The following is a 19225-nucleotide window of genomic DNA, read 5'->3' on the forward strand; positions in this document are numbered from 1 at the left end:
ATGAGAAATGATTAATTCAATCAGTTCATAAAAATATAGTCAGTTACTGAAACTCTTTTAATGTTTGCTCATATTTGGCAATCTGCTCATCGTATCCTTCGATGGTTTCATTAAACTTAGCCATCAAAGCTTCAAACTCTTGTTGCTGCTTCTGCTTCATTTGCTGCATATCAACCACTTGTTGAGCTTCTATTTGTTCCCATACCTGATGCTGAATAATTAAACGGGCAAGCGCCGGACTTTTTGCGCTTACTCTACCAGCAATCTCTGCATGCTCAAATAACTGCGGAACCAACGTCGCCATATTGATTAATGTATCAGAATCCTCTGCGCTCAGCGGTGTTGTCACCGGTTGATATAAGGCATCCATGGTTTGCTGATAGCGTTCAATGATTTGGTCCTCGGTCAACATAACAGGTTTACGCGGCTCAAGACTGATACGTTTTAAAACCGTTAAGTCACGCTCACCAACTTCAGTGCTAGTATTAACATCTATATCTGCCTCAATATCTTTCGTGTCAACTTCTGAACTACCCGATGACACCACTTCTTCAGAACTGGTAGCAGTAGTATTTGCGATAGGGTCGGTCGCCACTTCGTTATTACTATCTGTATTTTCACTATTATTAGTATTCAGTAATAAAAGCTCCTCACTGTCTGACGCATCTGCTGCTTGCAATGACTCATATTCTGCTTGCAATCGTCTCTGTAAACTCTGCGCCTGTGCGACATATATCGGCTGAAATTGTTTTATGCGCGCAGCAGCTGAGTCACTTTTTGGCATAGGCTGACTGTCTTCTACGCTTGTCTTTTCACTGGTTTGACTGTCATCAGTTACAGGCGATGTGTCAGACTGCTGACAGCCTGTCAAAAACAATACTCCTGACAGTGCAACTACAAGCAAAGTCGGTTGGTAGCAGGTATCAACATTAGGCTTTACTGACAAAAATTTAAACATGAGAGTACATATCCTTTGGTAAAGCAAAATTATTAAAGGGTAAATTACAATTGCGGTTCATTATTCTTTGATTTTTAGCAACACAACTGACTGTTAAATCGTCCAATATAGTTAGCCAGTATTTATCCAACTGACCTGTGTTTCAGTTAATGTATCGTTCTATAGTTCGGTTATGCTTATCACAGCCAAGCTTACTGTTATTTTTAAAAACTAGATGACTGATGGATCATCAGTATTTTTTGCCTTAACAATAGGCTGCTCTGTCAAAAATGGAATACAAGCTTCCCACTCTTGGCAGTTCTGACCATGCTGACGACGTACAAAATAGTCTTGTACCATGCGTGCCTGCTGCTCAATACCATATTTAAAAAATGATTTGCCTGTTTCTAACACGTATTCGTATTTTCGGTTGATAATCGCTCCGCGTACAACTTTTAAGCCTTGCTGTAACTGCCATACGTGCGTTAGCTCATGTATAAGCCAGCTTTGTTTGCTCAGTGGAGCTTCGCTAAAATCCGTAATCCAATCGACAGCATTAAAATAAATATTGCCATTGGGGCTAATGGCATAATGTTTTAGTACCCACCACGCTGTCTTTAACTGCACTTCGTCAAGTTTGATGCTGTCACCAAATACTGAATACGCCAACGCTATCTCGCCAGCTGTCAGATAACGTGATTGCTGCTTGCCTGTATTACTACGCAAATAACGATTGAATAAGCGTTTAAGAGTCGGTTCAGACATCGTTAATGCAATACCTTATATTTGATAAGTCATTTTTAATGCTTAATAGTTAACAGTTAACAGTTAACAGTTAACAGTCGCAATTGGCCAACTTTTCCCATCGATACGGTAAAACTGTTAATAGTAGAGCCGTTAATATAGATGAATGATGAGAACTAAAGTACTCCGGACACAAGCTATACGCTTAGATAGCTTTCATTAACATATTTTTGCGTTAGCCTAGCGTGTATAACCTATAAAAAGTACCATCCTTATAAACTAGCCTACTTTTACTGCTGATGTCTAATACTCATTGCCATTATAAAATTGCTGCGAAAATCATGCCAAACGTATACGAGTGTTAAAATCCAATGAGATTGGTAGAATTAGCCTAGTATGCTGTTATTTAAATTTAACTATAAAGACCTTGCTGTTACTACCTTTGCAGCTAGTAGATAGTTTTTTTATTTTCCGATCGAGAGTCTTATGCCACCTAACTTCCACGCCGATACCCCACTTGCTCAGCGTATGCGCCCTACTTCTCTTACCGATATTATTGGTCAAGAGCATTTGCTGGCAGCTGGCGCACCGCTACGACGTTTAGTAGAGCAAGGACACCTGCCATCTATTATCCTGCACGGTGAAGCAGGTATTGGCAAAACAACCATTGCGATGTTGTTAGCCGATGCCGTCAATCGACCTTTTCATGCGCTTTCTGCGTTAAATACTGGAGTCAAACAGTTACGCGAAGTCCTAGATAATAAAGACTCACTGGCATTTGAATCACCTGTGGTCTTCATTGATGAGATTCATCGCTTTAACAAAGCCCAACAAGATGCTCTATTGGGTGCGGTAGAGTCTGGTGATATTACTTTGATTGGTGCCACTACGGAGAACCCGTCATTTAGTGTCAACAACGCTCTACTATCACGTTGCCAAGTATATCGTTTAGAGCCGTTAACGCCTGAGCAGATAAGTACCGTGCTGCAACGAGCCCTCTCAGAAGATAATATACTCAAAAGTTTAACCGTCGATTTACAAGCAAAAGATACCATTAGCCAGCTGGCCCATGGTGATGCTAGAAAAGCGCTAAATTTATTAGAGTTAGCCATTCAAACAGCTGATGCCAAGCAGTCGCCAGTGATTATCGATGATGAGTTGGTCAGCCGAGTGGCACAGACTGCTTTGGTAAGATATGACAAAGATGGTGAGCAGCATTACGATATTATCTCAGCGATGATAAAGTCAGTCCGTGGCTCAGATCCCGATGCGGCATTGTATTGGATGGCACGTATGCTCGTAGGCGGCGAACCTGCTGATTTTATTGCGCGGCGCTTAGTGATTTTGGCCAGTGAAGATATCGGTAATGCCAATCCTAATGCCTTACTCCTAGCTGATGCAGCATTGCGTAGTGTGCAATCTATTGGTATGCCAGAAGCGCGTATTATTTTAGGTCAAGTTGTGGTGTATTTAGCGACCAGTGCCAAAAGCAATAGCACTTATAAAGCGATCAATGCTGCAATGGCGCTAGCTGAAAAAGATGCCTCACCTGTACCGCTACATTTGCGCAATGGCGTGACCAAACTGATGCGTAGTCAAGGCTACGGTCAAGGTTATGCTTACCCGCACGATTATCCTAACCATTACTATCCTCAAAGCTACTTACCAGATAATTTGGTTGGTACCAGTTTTTACGAGTTTGCAGATAATCAGCGTGAGCAGCACAGTAAGCAATTTATGGACTGGCTAAAAAGCCAAGCAGCGAGCAATGATTAATTTCGTAAAACTCAAGTTAATAAAAAAGCTAGCGCCTAGATTTATGAGTCAGTTTTAATGCTCATTGATAATATTTATGACTATTTTTGACATACTGAACGATATAGTGGGAAGATGGCGCAGCACGTGAGGCTGAAAAGCGTTAAAATAACCTCATAATGATATATACAAGCAATTAAGCGAGTCACTTTTATATCAAATTATATTGCTTATAGCGCGACTTACTTGACCGTAGTAGCGCTTTGCTTGACCGTAACAGCGCTTTGTATTATCTACTGCTACAATAAGCAGATAGAGCCTTATATTCTAAATGACACCTATTTATAAATAATAAAATATTGAGATTTACTATGAGTTTAAATGCAATCCCTGAGATTATCGAAGACATTCGTGCTGGAAAAATGGTCATCTTGATGGATGATGAAGACCGCGAAAATGAAGGTGATATCATCATGGCAGCGACGCATGTCCGCCCTGAAGATATTAACTTTATGATTACTCACGCACGCGGCTTGGTTTGTTTGACCTTATCACAAGCACGTTGCCAGCAATTGGCACTGCCACTTATGTCAGATCGTAACGAGGCTAAATTTAGCACCAACTTTACTGTCTCGATTGAAGCGGCTGAAGGCGTTACTACGGGTATTTCTGCTGGTGATCGTGCACGTACTATTCAGGCAGCGGTATCTTCGTCAGCAAAGCCTGAAGACATCGTTCAGCCTGGACATATTTTTCCAATTATGGCACAAAACGGCGGTGTACTTCACCGTGCAGGCCATACAGAAGCGGGTTGTGATTTAGCACGTTTAGCGGGTCTAGAGCCTGCAGCGGTGATTGTAGAGATTATCAATGCAGATGGTACGATGGCGCGCCGTGACGACCTTGAAATATTTGCAAAAGAGCATGACATCAAGATAGGCACGATTGCTGACCTTATCAATTATCGTATTGCTAATGAGCAGACGGTAGAAGAGATTGAGTCACATCCTTTTGAAACTGAACACGGTACTTTTACGCTACATCGCTTCCGTGAGTTTGGCGCTGAAGAAACACATTTAGCCTTGGTAAAAGGTGATGTCAGCGAAGGTGTCAGCACTGTACGTGTTCATGGTTTCCACCCATTACGCGATTTATTTGCAGCTAAAAACGATATGACTGGCCGTAGTGGCTGGAGCGTACAGTCAGCACTAGAAGAAATCAGTGCTTCAGATCGTGGTGTGCTGGTATGGATTGGTAGCAATCAGCCAGTTGATTTGGGAGATGCGTTGGATAAAGCCGCGGACAACGAGTCGCAATCAACCATCACGCAGCAACCTTATCGTAGTATCGGCGTTGGTGCACAGATATTACGTCATTTAGGTGTCCGTGATATGCGCTTATTGTCATCGCCAATGAAGTTTTTTGCATTGTCAGGTTTTGATCTAAACGTGGTTGATTTTGTTCATGCACCGCAGCAAGACTAAAAACTGTTTAAGAAAATAGTTGAATGATGAGTTATTAAAAAAGCACGCTGACATTATATTAGCGTGCCTTTTTTGTTTTTAGCTTTTAATTTATAATAATTTTTTTGAAAAAATGAACAATCGACTCACATAGGAACCAACCTAAAGCTCAGGCGTATGACCAAACTTGGCTTCCAATGCTAGCAACTGTTGACGCTCTGCTGCTGTCCATGGCAATTTACCTTTTCCATCACTATCCAGACGTACTACCACAGCCTCTGCCGTAGCAACGATGATCTCTTGCGCAGTACTATAGTAACTATATTCCATCGCCATACTTGTATTGCCCAAACGCTTACAACGAACTCCTAATAATAATGTATCAGGATAGGTAACTGGGCGTAAATACTGACAGCTAGACTGAGCTAAAACAGTGACCATACTACCATCAAACATTCCTAGCGCATGCAGATAGCTGATACGTGCTGACTCAGCGTAACGATAGTAAACCACATTATTCAGGTGATTGAAGGCATCCATTTCTCCCCACTGTATCGGTTGATGATGAATCACAGGATAATGAGCTAGTAATTCAGGGCGGTGTTCGTTTGCTGCATCAAACATAGATACTGACTTTTCATTAGAATGGGTCATTGCTTACCTTACGTTTTATATTTTCTGTATTAGCTATTGCGACTAGCTTTTGTTAGCGTTGAGGCTTGTCTAAGATTTCTGTCGTCAATAATGGCGTTGGTTTTGGTGCATGAGCAATCAACTGATTCAGCCATACAATTACTTCTGGTATGTCACTCGGTGCTTTCATTGTCTCAAGATTACTTTGACCATCGATTGATTTTTTATCGGCTTGTACAATGCCAATCGCGCCAGCTTGTACTGACTTTTTATTGTCGCTATTTGAGGCCCTAGGCACCAACGTTTTTAACTGTTTACGTGCTTGAGTCAAATAGCTGACCAGTTGATCCTGCTTACGCATATTGCTGGCTTGGCTTGCTAGATTCAACGTCATGATGACTTCATGGATAGTGAGCTGACGACGCGTTAGATTTGCGTCATTAGTCGCTGAGGTATCAGTAGCATTGGTTGTTTTGAGCTGCTGCCTGTTCTCAGTAGCTGCATCTACCAGCTCTCGACGCTGTAAATCCGTACCTTCATAACTGCCAAGACGCTCATGACTGTGCAAAAATTCCTGAATGTTTTGAATCGCAAGATTTTGTATTTGCCATGGGCTTGGCTGTGAGCTTTGTGCCTGCAGACGCTCAATATCTTTGAGCAAACTTTGCTTGATAACGATGGTTAGCGCAGGCGCAATCTCATTACTGCTTTGCGATAACTGCCAATGTAGACCTCGCAATAACTCAATCGCGGCACTGTCATTACTATCCGCCAACAGTCTATCAGCAGCTTTGATTTGGATACGCAACAGATCTAACTGATTCTGAGCTTGGCTACTGGCCTTAACTCTAGGCTCTGGCAGCGTCTGCTGACTCATGGCAAATAGACGATCGTCCATTTCGTTTAGTCGACTGATTACTTGCTCATTACTCTGCAAACGATCGTTGACACTATGCTGAAAGCGCTGCTGACTAATATATAGCCACAATAATGCAGCGATCAGCAATAAGATAACCAGCCATTGCATCCGTAGCAGCAAAATATTTGCTTGCCGGCGCTGCTGAACAGTAGAAGGATCCTTAGATAAGGACTCAGAATTCATTGACATAAGGCAGTACCGTTATTGGTATAGATAAACATGTTTAAAGCAAATGAGAAGTTTAAGGTATTATATTTTAGAATGAATGGCTGAGAGAATCGTATCTGGCGATAAATCCTCTACTCGCCAGTAGCTCAACTGCTGTGCTGCAACCATATTGGCAAGACGCTCACCCAACACAACGTAAGAAAAATCTTTTAGCGTAAGCGATAGACGCTGTGTTGTATCAGCCACTGCATCAGAATTTTGCTCTTTTTTTAAAGTCTTTGATTGGCCATCATTGACGATATTTGACCAATGATCAAAAGCTGCTGCACTGCTGATGACGACAATTGGCTTTGACTGCTTTGGTAGGGCAATATCTGACGCAGTACTATGAGTAAGAAATGCTCGTTGCCACTGCTGGTAATGAGCCATTGCATCGATAGGCATCGTACGCTCGTACCACGCAATACTATCGATATGTACACCGCGCGCCTGTAATGTATCAACCAATAATCGACGTCCACCAAGCCCGCGCCATATCAGTAATTTATCGCCTGCTTGTAAGCTATCGATTTCAGGCATTGCTAGCATGCCTTCATTATTGGCCGTCTCAGGCTGAAGTATTTGATAGTTTGTTGTATCTATACGCACCTGACTGAACTCTGCTGCCGTTGCTTCACCAACCGCAACCAGCGGACTAGGTAGTGACAAACCTTCTGACAATCTCTGCGCATAGTTGCCATTACTATCTTTCGTTTTGTATTCACACTTTTTATGGTCAAGTGACTGCCAAGCGGCTAGCCCCGAAGCCGCTGCAGTTGGACTGACGATAACAAGCGCTTTGTACTCCCCCGCCATCCACTGATGCATTAATGCAATATCTAGATCAGTTGTTAGACGTGGTTGTAGCGTCAACATTGGCATCTCAATCACTACCAATCCTGCCGCTTGCAAATGCTGCGTCAACGGTGCTGCTCGCTCTACTGGGCGAGTATTAATGACAATTTGCGGCATTACTTTTGACTTCTCATTAGAATAATTTTTATGAGAAGTTGTGTATGTAGATTGAGTTGGCATTGATGACATAGGTATACCATGACAAAAAACGAGTGAAAAAGGCTTAAGTATACAAAAATGGCTGATGCTTAGATCAGCCTATCTTACGGTTAATCAAACCTATAGCGACTGTACTTGTACTACTCAGGCTGATAGATCGCTGACAAAATAGCGCCTGCGCCATCGGCAAGTAGCATTTCTGCGACATCGATACCTAGTTGGTTGGCTTGGGCTTCTTGCTCGGCTTGTGTCCCAACCAACGTAGCTCGTTTGTCTGCCTTCAACAATTCGCTACCATCGGCTTGACCTACTCGACCGCGTAGCCACAGCACATTCCCACTATCGTTATTGCCGTTATCACCATTGTTATCATTATTAACACTGGTTTCTTCAGCTGTCTGCAAAACTGCATAAGCGGCGATCGGTACTTGGCAACCGCCCTCTAGATGACGGTTCAGAGCACGCTCAGCGATAAGTCGAATACGGGCTTTATCATCATTGAGTGGTGCAAGTAATTTGAGGACTTCTTCATCGCCTTCACGGCATTCAATTGCTAAGGCACCTTGCCCAACTGCAGGCAAGCAAGCTGCGATATCAAGCTCACCGCGTATTCTCGCGTCCAGCTCAATACGTTGCAAGCCGCTGGTCGCTAAAATAATGGCATCGTATTCACCAGCATCTAACTTACCTAGACGAGTGCCGACGTTGCCGCGCAATGTTTTGATCTGCAGGTCAGGGCGATAGGCTTTGATCTGGCATTGACGACGTAAACTTGATGTCCCAACGACTGCACCTTGTGGTAGCTCATCAATACTATTATAAGTATTAGACACAAAAGCATCTGTTGGTGAAGCGCGTTTACAGTAGACGCCTAATGTGAGGCCATCAGGAAGCTGCATTGGTACATCTTTTAGCGAATGCACTGCAATATCAGCTTGTTTGTCATACAGCGCTTGTTCAAGCTCTTTTACAAACAACCCTTTACCACCGATTTTAGCCAAAGGTGTGTCCAAAATCTTGTCACCCTTAGTGACAATTTTTAGCAAATTAATCGTTAGATCAGGATACAACGCCAATAATCGATCACGAATATGCTCAGCCTGCCATAAGGCTAAAGGACTTTGACGTGTAGCGATATTTAGAGTAGTCAAAACAGGTTGCTGCGGATTGCTCATAAAGGGCCTCAATAAGTTCGATACTAATACTATAATGGCTATATTCCCAATGTCAGTACTGTTCATCTTTATACTGAATAATATCGATATTACTCGATAGGGCAAGTTTGCCAAAGCTTAGGCGACTCAAATGATTAATAGTAGATGCTGACGCAAAAAAATACCCCTATTTAAGCATAAATAAGGGTTTGATGATATGGAATGATTGGTCGCTATCAGGACAGCCTATTACATGCTTTGGATTTTATCACGTAAGGCAGGTAAGTGACGACGACTGACCGCTAGTGTCTCATCAATACCTTTAAAACGTATCTGATACTGGCCTGCATCCAAAGTTTCTAAAAAGTCCAAATAACTAAGGTTGATAATGGCATTGCGATGTACTCGGAATAGACGATCATCAAACTCTTGCTCTAACTCTTTTAGCGTTTCATCAATCAATACCATGCCATCTTTGTGACGCACTTTGACGTATTTTTGATCTGCTGCAAAATAGTAGATATCTTTTAGCTTAATCAGTTCAACACCGCGATGTGTACGAGCAGCGATATGTTCACGTATTGGACGTGCTGTCGGATCTTCAAGCTTGCGAATTTCGTTTAGTTGAGCGGCATTTAGGTTCTTTGCTTTGTTTAATGCCTCTAGTAGCTCATCTTTGTTTGCAGGTTTCAACAAATAGCCAATTGCATTGGCTTTTAACGCTGCAATTGCATAATGGTCGTATGCCGTCACAAATATAATCGCTGGTGGATGCTCAAGTTTGGCAAGTTCTTGAGCGCAGCGCACTCCGTCCATTTCAGGCATTCGGATATCTAATAATATAATATCTGGCTGCTGGGTTTTTACAGCGACGATGGCTTCTGCACCTGTTGTGGCCTGAGCAACTACCTCATGGCCTGACTCCTGTACAATTCTCACCAAGCGCTCACGCGCTAGGGGCTCATCATCACAAACTACGATACGCATGCAAACTCCCATCCAAGGACATACTTAATATTTTTTTTCAATAGTATTACTGCTATATTAGCACTCATTATCAATCACTTAGAATATAAAATCTAAATTATTTAATAAAATTCTGACGAAAACTACCAGTTTTTATAGCGGACAATATACTCCTGCTATTGGTAGATTTTATATGGTGTAATTGTGTTTCACGGTAGTTATGATATTACTTATTCGTACTCATTATTTATCAAACATAAATTATGACGTCTATATGAGGTACTGCAATAAGTATGCCACATAGGCTTTTAGGATTTGAAAAAAGAGAGAAAGCTAATAAATAACAGTAGGTTATAAACCAACGTCTTGTAGAGGATAGTCGATGATGGTGATAATCTGAGTACTGGCTACCGAACTTTGAATGTCAGCACTTTGTCCAAAATGGGCGCGCAAACGATCAGCTTGAATATAGAAATTCATATGTTGGCGCAAATCATGGTTGATAATTAGTGTTTTTTTGGGAAGCGCAACATCAATCATAATTTTGACTCGGTGTTGTTCCCACGTGACTTCGATATTAATGCAGATAGTTTCTGTGGTCATCTCTACCACATTGAGCAGTATTTTTTCTAGCACGCTTTGTAGCGTTAGCGCAGTGATAACCATGTCGTACATGATATCTTCTTCAGGTAACTTCCAATTGACTTCGAGCTTGTCTGCCAGACGACTAGATTCGATTGCCAAATAATGCTCACAGAGATCGACCTCTTCTTCAAAGCTAATCTCGCGTGTACCGCTAAAACTAGCACGGAATAGTGCAGAGACGTGCTGTAATAAGTCAGCGGCTTTGGGCGGGTTCGATTCAATCAGTGATACGAGTGTATTGATAGTGTTAAAGAAAAAGTGCGGGGCCGTACGGGCTTTTATTAGATCGTTTTGCGCAGTCAATTTATATTCAAAGGACAACTTAAGCGCATTGAGCTCACGGTAGCTACGCAAAAAATATAATAGAAACACAGTGGTAAAACCGCCCGCCAACACTGTATTGAGCACGATATTTAATACAAACGTGCGACTATCATATGTTAGCCAACCGAAATTAATCATAGATAATGTGACTAACGCCATCGAAACTGCAGCAGCAAACATCAGTAACAGTACAATCCGCATACTTACGCTAAGAATACTGGCGTTTTTGAAAGCAGGGCGTAGATAGTCAACTAAATACAGTGAGGGAATAACCGTCAGAGTGTTTTGAGTAAAGCTACGTACAAACTGAATCATGAAGTCTGACCAAGTGGCTAGACTATGGCGCTCCATTACCGTTAGGAACAAGGACCAAAAAAAGATATATGTCAGCCACTGCCAAGGCCTCATGATTTCCATGAGTTTAGGAATAAAAAACTCTAAGCGTGTAGCTAGTAAGGCAACCTCATCATTTGCTATACTCGAGTTCTTATTCTCTTGACTTGTCTTGTACCGATATGAACGCCAATTCTTCAAAACCTAGTAATCCTGAATCAAGTAAAAGTTCATCTGACTCTGATTTTAGCACAGATGCTCCTATAACAAGTACCACAACGCAGACTGCGCCTGCTAGTAGCCAAGGCCAACAAATGTGGGGTGGACGCTTTAGTGAAGCGACAGATAGCTTCGTTGCTGCCTTTACTGCCTCTGTGGGCTTTGACCAGCGCTTTGCTCGTCACGATATTCAAGGCTCGATTGCGCATGCAACGATGCTAAAAGAATGTGACATTTTAACTGCTGATGAAGTTGCCACCATTATCGATGGCCTGCAGCAAGTATTGCGCGAGATTGAAGCAGGTGAATTCAACTGGTCAATCGCGCTTGAAGACGTGCATATGAATGTCGAATCACGTCTGACCGATATCGTCGGTGCCGTTGGCAAAAAACTACATACTGGACGTAGCCGTAACGATCAGGTTGCGACTGACATTCGCCTATGGTTGCGCGAAGAGACGGATAACATCATCGCCCTATTGGTACGTCTGCAAAGTGGCTTACTTGATTTGGCCGAGCAGCATACCGATACCATTATGCCAGGCTTTACCCATTTGCAAACGGCACAGCCGGTCAGCTTTGGCCATCATGTAATGGCATGGTTTGAGATGTTATATCGCGATACTGAGCGTCTTGTCGATGCACGTCGCCGTATCAACCAGATGCCACTTGGTAGCGCAGCGCTTGCTGGTACGACTTTCCCAATCGATCGTACCATCACTGCTGAACTACTAGGTTTTGAAGGTATTTGCCAAAACTCACTCGATGCCGTTTCAGACCGTGACTTTGCGATTGAGTTTACTTCAGCAGCATCTATCCTGATGATGCATATGTCGCGTATGAGTGAAGAGATTATTCTTTGGATGTCAGCGCAGTTTAATTTTGTGCAAATACCAGATCGCTTCTGTACGGGCTCATCGATCATGCCGCAAAAGAAGAACCCTGACGTACCTGAGTTGGTACGCGGTAAAGCGGCGCGTGTCTTTGGTCAGTTGATGACTTTGCTTAGTCTGATGAAGAGCCAGCCACTTGCCTACAATAAAGACAATCAGGAAGACAAAGAGCCTTTATTTGATTGCGTTGATACGTTGACAGGTTCGCTATTAGCATTTGCTGATATGCTACCAAACATCACGCCAAACAAGGAAAGCATGCGTGCCGCTACGATGAAAGGCTATGCGACTGCGACTGACTTGGCAGATTACTTAGTACGTCAAGGCGTGGCATTCCGTGATGCCCATGAAGTGGTTGGTAACGCTGTTGCTTTAGGCATCAAAGAGGGTGTTGATCTAAGTGATTTGTCATTGGCACAGCTACAGCAATTTAGCGATGCCATCGGTGAGGATGTCTTCGATTATCTAACGCTAGAAGGCTCATTAGCAGCTCGTGACCATTTGGGTGGCACTGCGCCAAACCAAGTCAAGCAAGCGGTGGTCAATGGCCGTGCTCGCTTAAAAGCTTTTGCCTAATCAGTAAATTATAAACAATAGCCAACTTGCCAATCTAAACTTAACACCCGCTATCTATGCGGGTGTTTTTATTTGTCTTATGACCTCTACTGGTTTAGCCAATGTTATTTTCAAAATATCACTAACTTTAAAAATCTAAATAAAAAGGTTAAACGTAGGCAATATTTGTCATACACCAACTACCAAAGACTTTATAACAAATGGATAGAGGTCTAACGATATACATTAGTACCCTTTGCTAAATCTACCGAGACCGTTATCATAGACTCATATGATATTTGATTTAACCACTTAATATAATGAATAAGGAATGCCTTATGACTGAGACTTTTAATCCTCAAGCAAATACTGTGTTTTGCCGCAAATATAAGCAAGATTTACCAAAGATGCCGCATCCACCCTTCCCTAATAAAAAAGGTCAAGAGCTGCAAGAGACCGTATCTGAAAAGGCGTGGAAAGAATGGCTTGAGCATCAAACGATGCTTATCAATGAAAACCATCTGAGCATGATGGATCCTGCTGCCAAAAAGTTTTTAACAGAGCAGCGTGATAAGTTCTTAGACAACGAAGACTATGAGCGCGCACAAGGCTGGACACCAGAAAGCTAGGATTTACTGGCTTTCTACTAGCCACATTTAGTAGTTATAAAAAAACGCGCTTACTATAGCGCGTTTTTTATTATAAGGTAAAAATCAATGTCTTTCTTATCAGCCTTCATCACTATCTGACGTTTCAAGCTCATTGGCTGACAATGTACTAACTTGACGAGCAGCTAAGCGATCATTGGCTTCTTGCACCGCTTTTTCGACCATCGCATAGTCTGAATGACGCACGTCCTGCCCACTGATATAGTTAATGACTAGCTCTGCGACATTTTGTGCATGGTCCCCGATACGCTCAAGCGATCGTAATATCCACATAATATTAATGACTTTTGATACATGGCGTGAGTCTTCCATAATATAGGTCATCAAAGCACGAATGGCTGACTGATATTCGGTATTGACAACGCTATCATTACGCATCACTTCAAACGCTTGTTCCGCATTCGATTGACTAAAAGCTTCTAGCGAGTTGTTTAGCATCAGACGAACTTGATTGCTCAGATGCTGAACTTCAGCGTAGCCGTATGCTGATTTGCCTTCTGCCGCTATTTTACTGGCCATTCGCGCAATTTTTACCGCTTCATCGCCGATACGTTCCAAATCAACCACACCTTTACTGATCGACATGACTAAGCGCAAATCACTGGCAGCTGGCTGGCGCTTGGCGACCAATAATAAAATGTGCTCGTCGAGCTCGACTTCCATTCGATTGATATCGAAGTCCATATCGATGACTTCTTGTGCCAGTGTTTCATCTTTATCGATCAGAGCATGAATGGCTTTGGCCACTTGGTTAGCCGCGCTATCACCCATGTATAAGAATAAACGGATGGCTTCATCAAGATCTTGGTCAAAACTTTTGGAGATATGCTTATCACTTTGCATGAGAGGTATTCCCTAGAATCTATATTTTAATAGCGCGGTGTGCTTGTGAAGTTAGAAAGTCGGCTTATGACATGCAAATCAGCTTTGTCTGCTTGTACCGACTTCAATCTCAATCAATGTTAGCCATAACGACCTGTAATATAGTCTTCTGTCGCGGTTTGGGTAGGTTTGGTGAATATCTGATCGGTTTCACCCATCTCGATCATATCGCCTAGATACATATAGACCGTATAATCAGATACGCGAGCTGCTTGCTGCATATTATGAGTGACGATAGCGATGGTATAGTCGTTTTTCAGATCTTCGATTAAATCCTCGATAGCACCCGTCGAGATAGGATCCAGTGCTGATGTCGGCTCGTCAAGCAACAGTACTTCAGGCTTGGTCGCGACACTACGTGCGATACAAAGACGCTGCTGCTGACCACCTGATAACGACAGTCCTGATGCTTTTAGCTTGTCTTTCACTTCTGGCCATAGCGCTGATTTTTTCAAAGCCCACTCTACACGATGATCCAGCTCGTCTTTGCTTAATTTTTCATATAGTCGTACGCCAAAGGCGACATTGTCATAGATTGACATCGGGAACGGCGTTGGCTTCTGAAAAACCATACCAACTTGTGCACGCAATAAGTTCACATCGATATCTTTACCTAAGATGTTTTTGCCATCTAAATTGATATTGCCCTCTGCACGCATACCTGGATATAGATCGTACATGCGGTTAAAGGTACGTAGTAGCGTAGACTTGCCACAACCTGAAGGACCAATAAAAGCGGTCACTTTTTTATCAGCGATATCGATATTGATGTTTTTTAGTGCCTGAAAATCATCGTAATAGAAGTTTAGATCTCGAACTTCCATTTTTGCAGCAGGCATATTCTTAGGAATATCTTGAATCGTTTGTTTATTAAAATCAGCAGTGTTTGGTTGCTGAGCTTGGGCGCTAGTAGACATGGGTCTATTTAATAGGCTGCCTGTTGCCGTATTAAATTTGTCAGCAGTCGTGTTCGTACGGACGTTGCTTAGGACATCATTCATAATATTTCAACCTAGCTCAATTAATTTCATATAAGTTTAAGGAAATGCTTAGCGTGTAGCGTGCTACGGTCTGGTCTGCTCTCAGCCTTTATTTGGGCTGACCTCTACCACCGATAAATCTTGCCAAAATATTCAACACTAGGACAGACGCGGTGATAAGTAGTGCTGCCGCCCAAGCCAATGTATGCCAGTTGTCATAAGGACTCATCGCAAACTGGTAAATGGTATTGGGTAAGTTAGCAATAGGCTGACCCATATCTGTACTGAAGTATTGATTGTTAAGTGCGGTAAATAGTAACGGCGCTGTCTCACCGGTGATTCGAGCAAAAGCCAATAGCACACCTGTGGTCAGTCCTGCTCGCGCAGCTTTTACAGTAACCTGAGTGACCAGTTTCCATTTAGGGGTCCCTAGCGCATAGGCTGCTTCGCGTAGACTATTAGGTACCAGATTCAGCATGTTTTCTGTCGTACGTACGACCACTGGAATAACAATCAATGCCAATGCCAACGCGCCTGCCCAACCAGAGAAACTTTGACCTTTTACCATCAGTGCATAGATAAATAGACCGATGACAATCGATGGCGCTGACAATAGAATATCATTTAAAAAGCGAGTGACCTTGCCCAGCATACTGCCTTTAGAAAACTCAGATAAGTAAATACCTGTCATAAGGCCAATAGGTGCACCGATAAACAATCCTGAAAACGCCAACATGACCGAACCAACGATAGCATTACGTAAACCGCCTGCACTCATCGGTGGCGGCGTATCAGCGGTAAAGATTGGTAGCTGCACCATACCTTGGAAGCCTTCAACAAACAAAGTCACCAAAATCCATGACAACCAAAACAAGCCAAAAATCATCGCTGACATGGCAAAGCCTAGACCTAACTTGTTGGTCAAACGACGCTTGTTATACAGGCTTTGATTGTAGCGAGTAGCGCCGTTTGGCTTAGTAGGTAGTGGTGCATTGATCGCATTGTTAGCAGGCATAATATTTATTTCCCATATCTTTTATCAATATCTATCAAGGTTCAATAAATCGGTAACAGACTTATCGGTTACCTGCTTTGTGATCCATGCGCATAAGCATCAGTTTCGCTAAAGACAGCACAATGAAGGTGATGACAAATAAGATTAAGCCTAGATGTAGTAGAGACGCAAGATGTAGCTCACTAGACGCTTCAGCAAACTCATTGGCCAAGGCCGAAGTAATCGTCACGCCAGAAGTGAATAGGCTTGGACTGATATTGAAAGCATTACCAATCAAGAAAGTAACTGCCATCGTCTCACCCAATGCACGACCAAGACCCAAGATTACGCCACCAACGACACCAGCTTTGGTATAAGGCAGGATAATCTTGAACATGACTTCCCAAGTCGTCGCGCCCATGCCATATGCTGACTCTTTCAGTAAGTCTGGTACGACAGAGAAAACATCACGCATGGTAGCGGCGATGAACGGTATGATCATAATGGCAAGTACTAGGGAGGCGGTAAACATACCCAGTCCCATAGGTGCACCTGCAAACAGCTTACCGATAATAGGTAAAGGGCCGACGTGCTCAATGAACCATGGCTGAATGTGATCACCAAAGAATGGTGCAAATACGAACAATCCCCACATGCCATAAATGATAGATGGGATACCAGCCAACAACTCAATAGCGATACCAAGTGGTTTTTTTAGGAACTTAGGGCACATCTCGGTTAAAAATATCGCAATACCGAAACTGACTGGAACCGCGATAATAATAGCGATAAATGACGTGACTAAGGTGCCGTAAATAGGCGCTAATGCCCCGTATTCATTGGCGACTGTATCCCAGTTATTGCTGGTATAAAACCCCAAACCAAACTCTTGAATACTCGGCCATGCTCCAACAATTAGAGACACCAAAATGCCCCCTAAAGATAGGAGGACGAGTATGGCAAACGCTTTGGTAGAGTTAACAAATAAAGCGTCGTAACGTTTTTGTTTAGCCAGTTGGGACCTTAAGTCTGTCATAAGTGTCTCAGCATTGAATGGGATGAATCGAAATATTAAAAAGATGTATCTCAGGTTTTAACACAACAAACTTAAATGGGATGTGTAAGCATATTTATCGAGATGTATTCATCAAATTTGCTGTGTTAAAACCCCTCAAATAACTACCGGAGAATAGTTATTCGAGAGGATAACTTGTCGGTTGCTAAATCGTATTTAGCAGAAACAAATTACTGAGCTGGCTTGTAGACAGGCTGTCCATCGCTACCTTTTACTTCGTTCCACTTCTCTTTGAACAAGGCTACTGCCGTATCAGAGAATGGTACGTAGTCTAGTTCCATGGCGCTGTCATCACCTTGGGTATAAGCCCAGTCAAAGAAGTTCAACACGCCAGCGACTTGCTGAGGATTTTCTGGTTGCTTATGTACCAAGATAAAGGTCGCAGCAGCGATAGGCCATGCTTGGTCAGTTTCAGAGTTGGTGATGACTTTATAAAAGCCTTCTTGTTGTGACCAGTCGATATCACCTGCCGCAGCAAACGTTTCAGCAGATGGCTGTACGATGTTACCAGCTGCATTTTTCAGCGCAGTATGTGACATCTTATTCTGCTTAGCGTAAGCATACTCAACATAACCGATAGAGTTTTTCATGCGGTTTACGTAGCTTGAAACGCCTTCGTTACCTTTACCGCCTGCACCAGTAGCAGAAGTCGGCCATTTGACGGTTTTATCAACACCAACGGTGTCTTTCCAGTCTGGTGAAACCTTGGCAAGATAGTCAGTAAAGTTAAACGTCGTACCTGAACCATCTGAGCGGAATACTGTTGTAATTGCGGCATCTGGCAAGGTCAAATCTGGGTTCATCGCCTTAATCGCAGGGTCATTCCAGTTGCTAATCTTACCCAAATAGATATCAGCCAACGTTGTGCCGTCTAGCTTCAGTGCACCAGGCTCAACACCGTCGATGTTGACGATTGGCACAACGCCGCCAATCACGGTTGGGAACTGAATCAAACCTGCTTCATCTAACTCTTCAGGCGTCATCGGTGCATCAGAAGCACCAAAGTCTACTGTTTTTGACTGAATTTGTTTGATACCACCAGATGAACCAATCGACTGATAGTTGACTTGGCCACCAGTCGCAGCATTGTAGTCATATGACCATTTCGCATAGATAGGCTGCGGGAACGACGCACCTGCACCTGTAATATTCATAGCGATATTTTCAGCAGATTTAAAATCTGACGTAGCAGAAGATGCTGTCTGAGAGGTTGTTTCAGCTGTTGTCACAGCGCTACTGCTAGTATCAGCAGTTGGCTCCGCCGTATCTGTTGACTTATTACACGCCGTAAGCATTAATGTACAACTGACGGCCACTGCTAATAACGAATAACGCATGTAGGACTCCTGAAGTTTAACAACGGTATAAAAAAGCATTGCTTGTGATATGCGTGTTATCTTGCCAAATCTTTATGACAGTTTAATGACAACTTCTAGAATCCTTCATTCGCTTTACATAATATTTGAATAATTTGTCTACAGCCCAACAGCGATTTGCCTACAGCCTAATAGTACTAAGCATCCTCATCTATCAACACTCAAAAAATTATTCACGAAAATATTGAATAGTATGTGTGGCACAGGATATTTGTATCCAAATACTATTAGCCGTTGGTACAGAATTTTGTTAGTATGAAGGCTGATTTACAACACTGACAGACTCGGGGTGCGGTGTATTTTTGGCTCACTTTATTAAACTTGCTTTATTAAAGTAGTCGCCTTGATACATTCGCTGAGAGATCACCCGCCGAACCTGATGCGGTTAGTACCGACGCAGGGAAGTCTTAAGCACTTTGTTATTTATGACAAAGGGCGCGTAGAAATACATTTTTATCGTCACTACTGTCTTAATATGCGTGATGCATA

Annotated in this window: 17 protein-coding genes and 1 riboswitch; of the genes, 4 read left to right on the plus strand and 13 right to left on the minus strand. The window is 42.7% G+C overall.

The features are described 5' to 3' along the window. Positions 1-43 precede the first annotated feature (43 nt). Both ACTXGF_RS26645 and ACTXGF_RS26650 read right to left on the minus strand, forming a co-directional pair. Positions 44-958 carry a hypothetical protein gene (locus tag ACTXGF_RS26645; RefSeq protein ID WP_443533169.1) on the minus strand — a complete coding sequence of 305 codons (915 nt, stop codon included), beginning with the start codon at positions 956-958 and terminating at the stop codon, positions 44-46. 210 nt (positions 959-1168) lie between these two features. Continuing rightward, complete coding sequence (locus ACTXGF_RS26650; protein ID WP_443533168.1) at positions 1169-1702, minus strand: type IV secretion protein Rhs; 534 nt, start codon at positions 1700-1702, stop codon at positions 1169-1171. A gap of 465 nt (positions 1703-2167) precedes the next feature. On the opposite strand from ACTXGF_RS26650, the gene ACTXGF_RS26655 reads away from it, so the two are divergent. Beyond that, entirely contained in the window at positions 2168-3457 is a 1290-nt protein-coding gene (locus tag ACTXGF_RS26655) for a replication-associated recombination protein A (RefSeq protein ID WP_443533166.1), read from the plus strand. Positions 3458-3807: 350 nt separating this feature from the next. Next, entirely contained in the window at positions 3808-4920 is a 1113-nt protein-coding gene (gene ribBA / locus ACTXGF_RS26660; RefSeq protein WP_057757842.1) for a bifunctional 3,4-dihydroxy-2-butanone-4-phosphate synthase/GTP cyclohydrolase II, read from the plus strand. Between the two features lie 141 nt (positions 4921-5061). Here ribBA and ACTXGF_RS26665 read toward each other — a convergent pair whose 3' ends face one another. The 6 genes from ACTXGF_RS26665 to ACTXGF_RS26690 form a co-directional block, all read right to left on the minus strand. After that, positions 5062-5553, minus strand: a complete 492-nt coding sequence (locus ACTXGF_RS26665; protein ID WP_443533164.1) for an acyl-CoA thioesterase — start codon at positions 5551-5553, stop codon at positions 5062-5064. A gap of 52 nt (positions 5554-5605) precedes the next feature. Then, complete coding sequence (locus ACTXGF_RS26670; protein ID WP_443533162.1) at positions 5606-6640, minus strand: hypothetical protein; 1035 nt, start codon at positions 6638-6640, stop codon at positions 5606-5608. A 60-nt stretch (positions 6641-6700) separates the two neighbouring features. Beyond that, on the minus strand, positions 6701-7693 hold the full coding sequence (locus ACTXGF_RS26675) for a uroporphyrinogen-III synthase (RefSeq protein WP_443533605.1): 993 nt from the start codon (positions 7691-7693) through the stop codon (positions 6701-6703). Between the two features lie 119 nt (positions 7694-7812). Beyond that, positions 7813-8823 (minus strand): hydroxymethylbilane synthase, encoded by a 1011-nt coding sequence (gene hemC, locus ACTXGF_RS26680; protein ID WP_443533603.1) that lies wholly within the window; start codon positions 8821-8823, stop codon positions 7813-7815. Between the two features lie 252 nt (positions 8824-9075). Beyond that, on the minus strand, positions 9076-9813 hold the full coding sequence (locus ACTXGF_RS26685) for a LytR/AlgR family response regulator transcription factor (RefSeq protein ID WP_102078269.1): 738 nt from the start codon (positions 9811-9813) through the stop codon (positions 9076-9078). A 330-nt stretch (positions 9814-10143) separates the two neighbouring features. Next, positions 10144-11169, minus strand: a complete 1026-nt coding sequence (locus ACTXGF_RS26690; RefSeq protein ID WP_443533159.1) for a histidine kinase — start codon at positions 11167-11169, stop codon at positions 10144-10146. Between the two features lie 239 nt (positions 11170-11408). Between ACTXGF_RS26690 and argH the strand changes: the two genes are divergently transcribed. Both argH and ACTXGF_RS26700 read left to right on the plus strand, forming a co-directional pair. Then, positions 11409-12782: an argininosuccinate lyase gene (argH, locus tag ACTXGF_RS26695; RefSeq protein ID WP_443533601.1), complete on the plus strand. Its 1374-nt coding sequence runs from the start codon at positions 11409-11411 to the stop codon at positions 12780-12782. A gap of 317 nt (positions 12783-13099) precedes the next feature. Next, positions 13100-13390, plus strand: a complete 291-nt coding sequence (locus tag ACTXGF_RS26700) for an oxidative damage protection protein (protein ID WP_057757820.1) — start codon at positions 13100-13102, stop codon at positions 13388-13390. Between the two features lie 99 nt (positions 13391-13489). Here ACTXGF_RS26700 and phoU read toward each other — a convergent pair whose 3' ends face one another. The 5 genes from phoU to pstS all read right to left on the minus strand — a co-directional run bounded on the left by phoU (position 13490) and on the right by pstS (position 18697). Beyond that, positions 13490-14272 carry a phosphate signaling complex protein PhoU gene (gene phoU / locus ACTXGF_RS26705; RefSeq protein WP_102078266.1) on the minus strand — a complete coding sequence of 261 codons (783 nt, stop codon included), beginning with the start codon at positions 14270-14272 and terminating at the stop codon, positions 13490-13492. Positions 14273-14391: 119 nt separating this feature from the next. Beyond that, positions 14392-15312, minus strand: a complete 921-nt coding sequence (gene pstB, locus ACTXGF_RS26710; RefSeq protein WP_443533157.1) for a phosphate ABC transporter ATP-binding protein PstB — start codon at positions 15310-15312, stop codon at positions 14392-14394. 88 nt (positions 15313-15400) lie between these two features. Continuing rightward, complete coding sequence (gene pstA, locus ACTXGF_RS26715; protein ID WP_101204644.1) at positions 15401-16306, minus strand: phosphate ABC transporter permease PstA; 906 nt, start codon at positions 16304-16306, stop codon at positions 15401-15403. A gap of 61 nt (positions 16307-16367) precedes the next feature. Next, positions 16368-17321 carry a phosphate ABC transporter permease subunit PstC gene (pstC, locus tag ACTXGF_RS26720; protein WP_191114511.1) on the minus strand — a complete coding sequence of 318 codons (954 nt, stop codon included), beginning with the start codon at positions 17319-17321 and terminating at the stop codon, positions 16368-16370. A gap of 209 nt (positions 17322-17530) precedes the next feature. Continuing rightward, positions 17531-18697 (minus strand): phosphate ABC transporter substrate-binding protein PstS, encoded by a 1167-nt coding sequence (pstS, locus tag ACTXGF_RS26725; RefSeq protein WP_101211185.1) that lies wholly within the window; start codon positions 18695-18697, stop codon positions 17531-17533. 314 nt (positions 18698-19011) lie between these two features. Then, positions 19012-19156, plus strand: a riboswitch (TPP riboswitch). Positions 19157-19225: the final 69 nt, after the last annotated feature.

The organism is Psychrobacter sp. 1Y6 (genome assembly GCF_052258385.2).
Lineage (GTDB): Bacteria > Pseudomonadota > Gammaproteobacteria > Pseudomonadales > Moraxellaceae > Psychrobacter.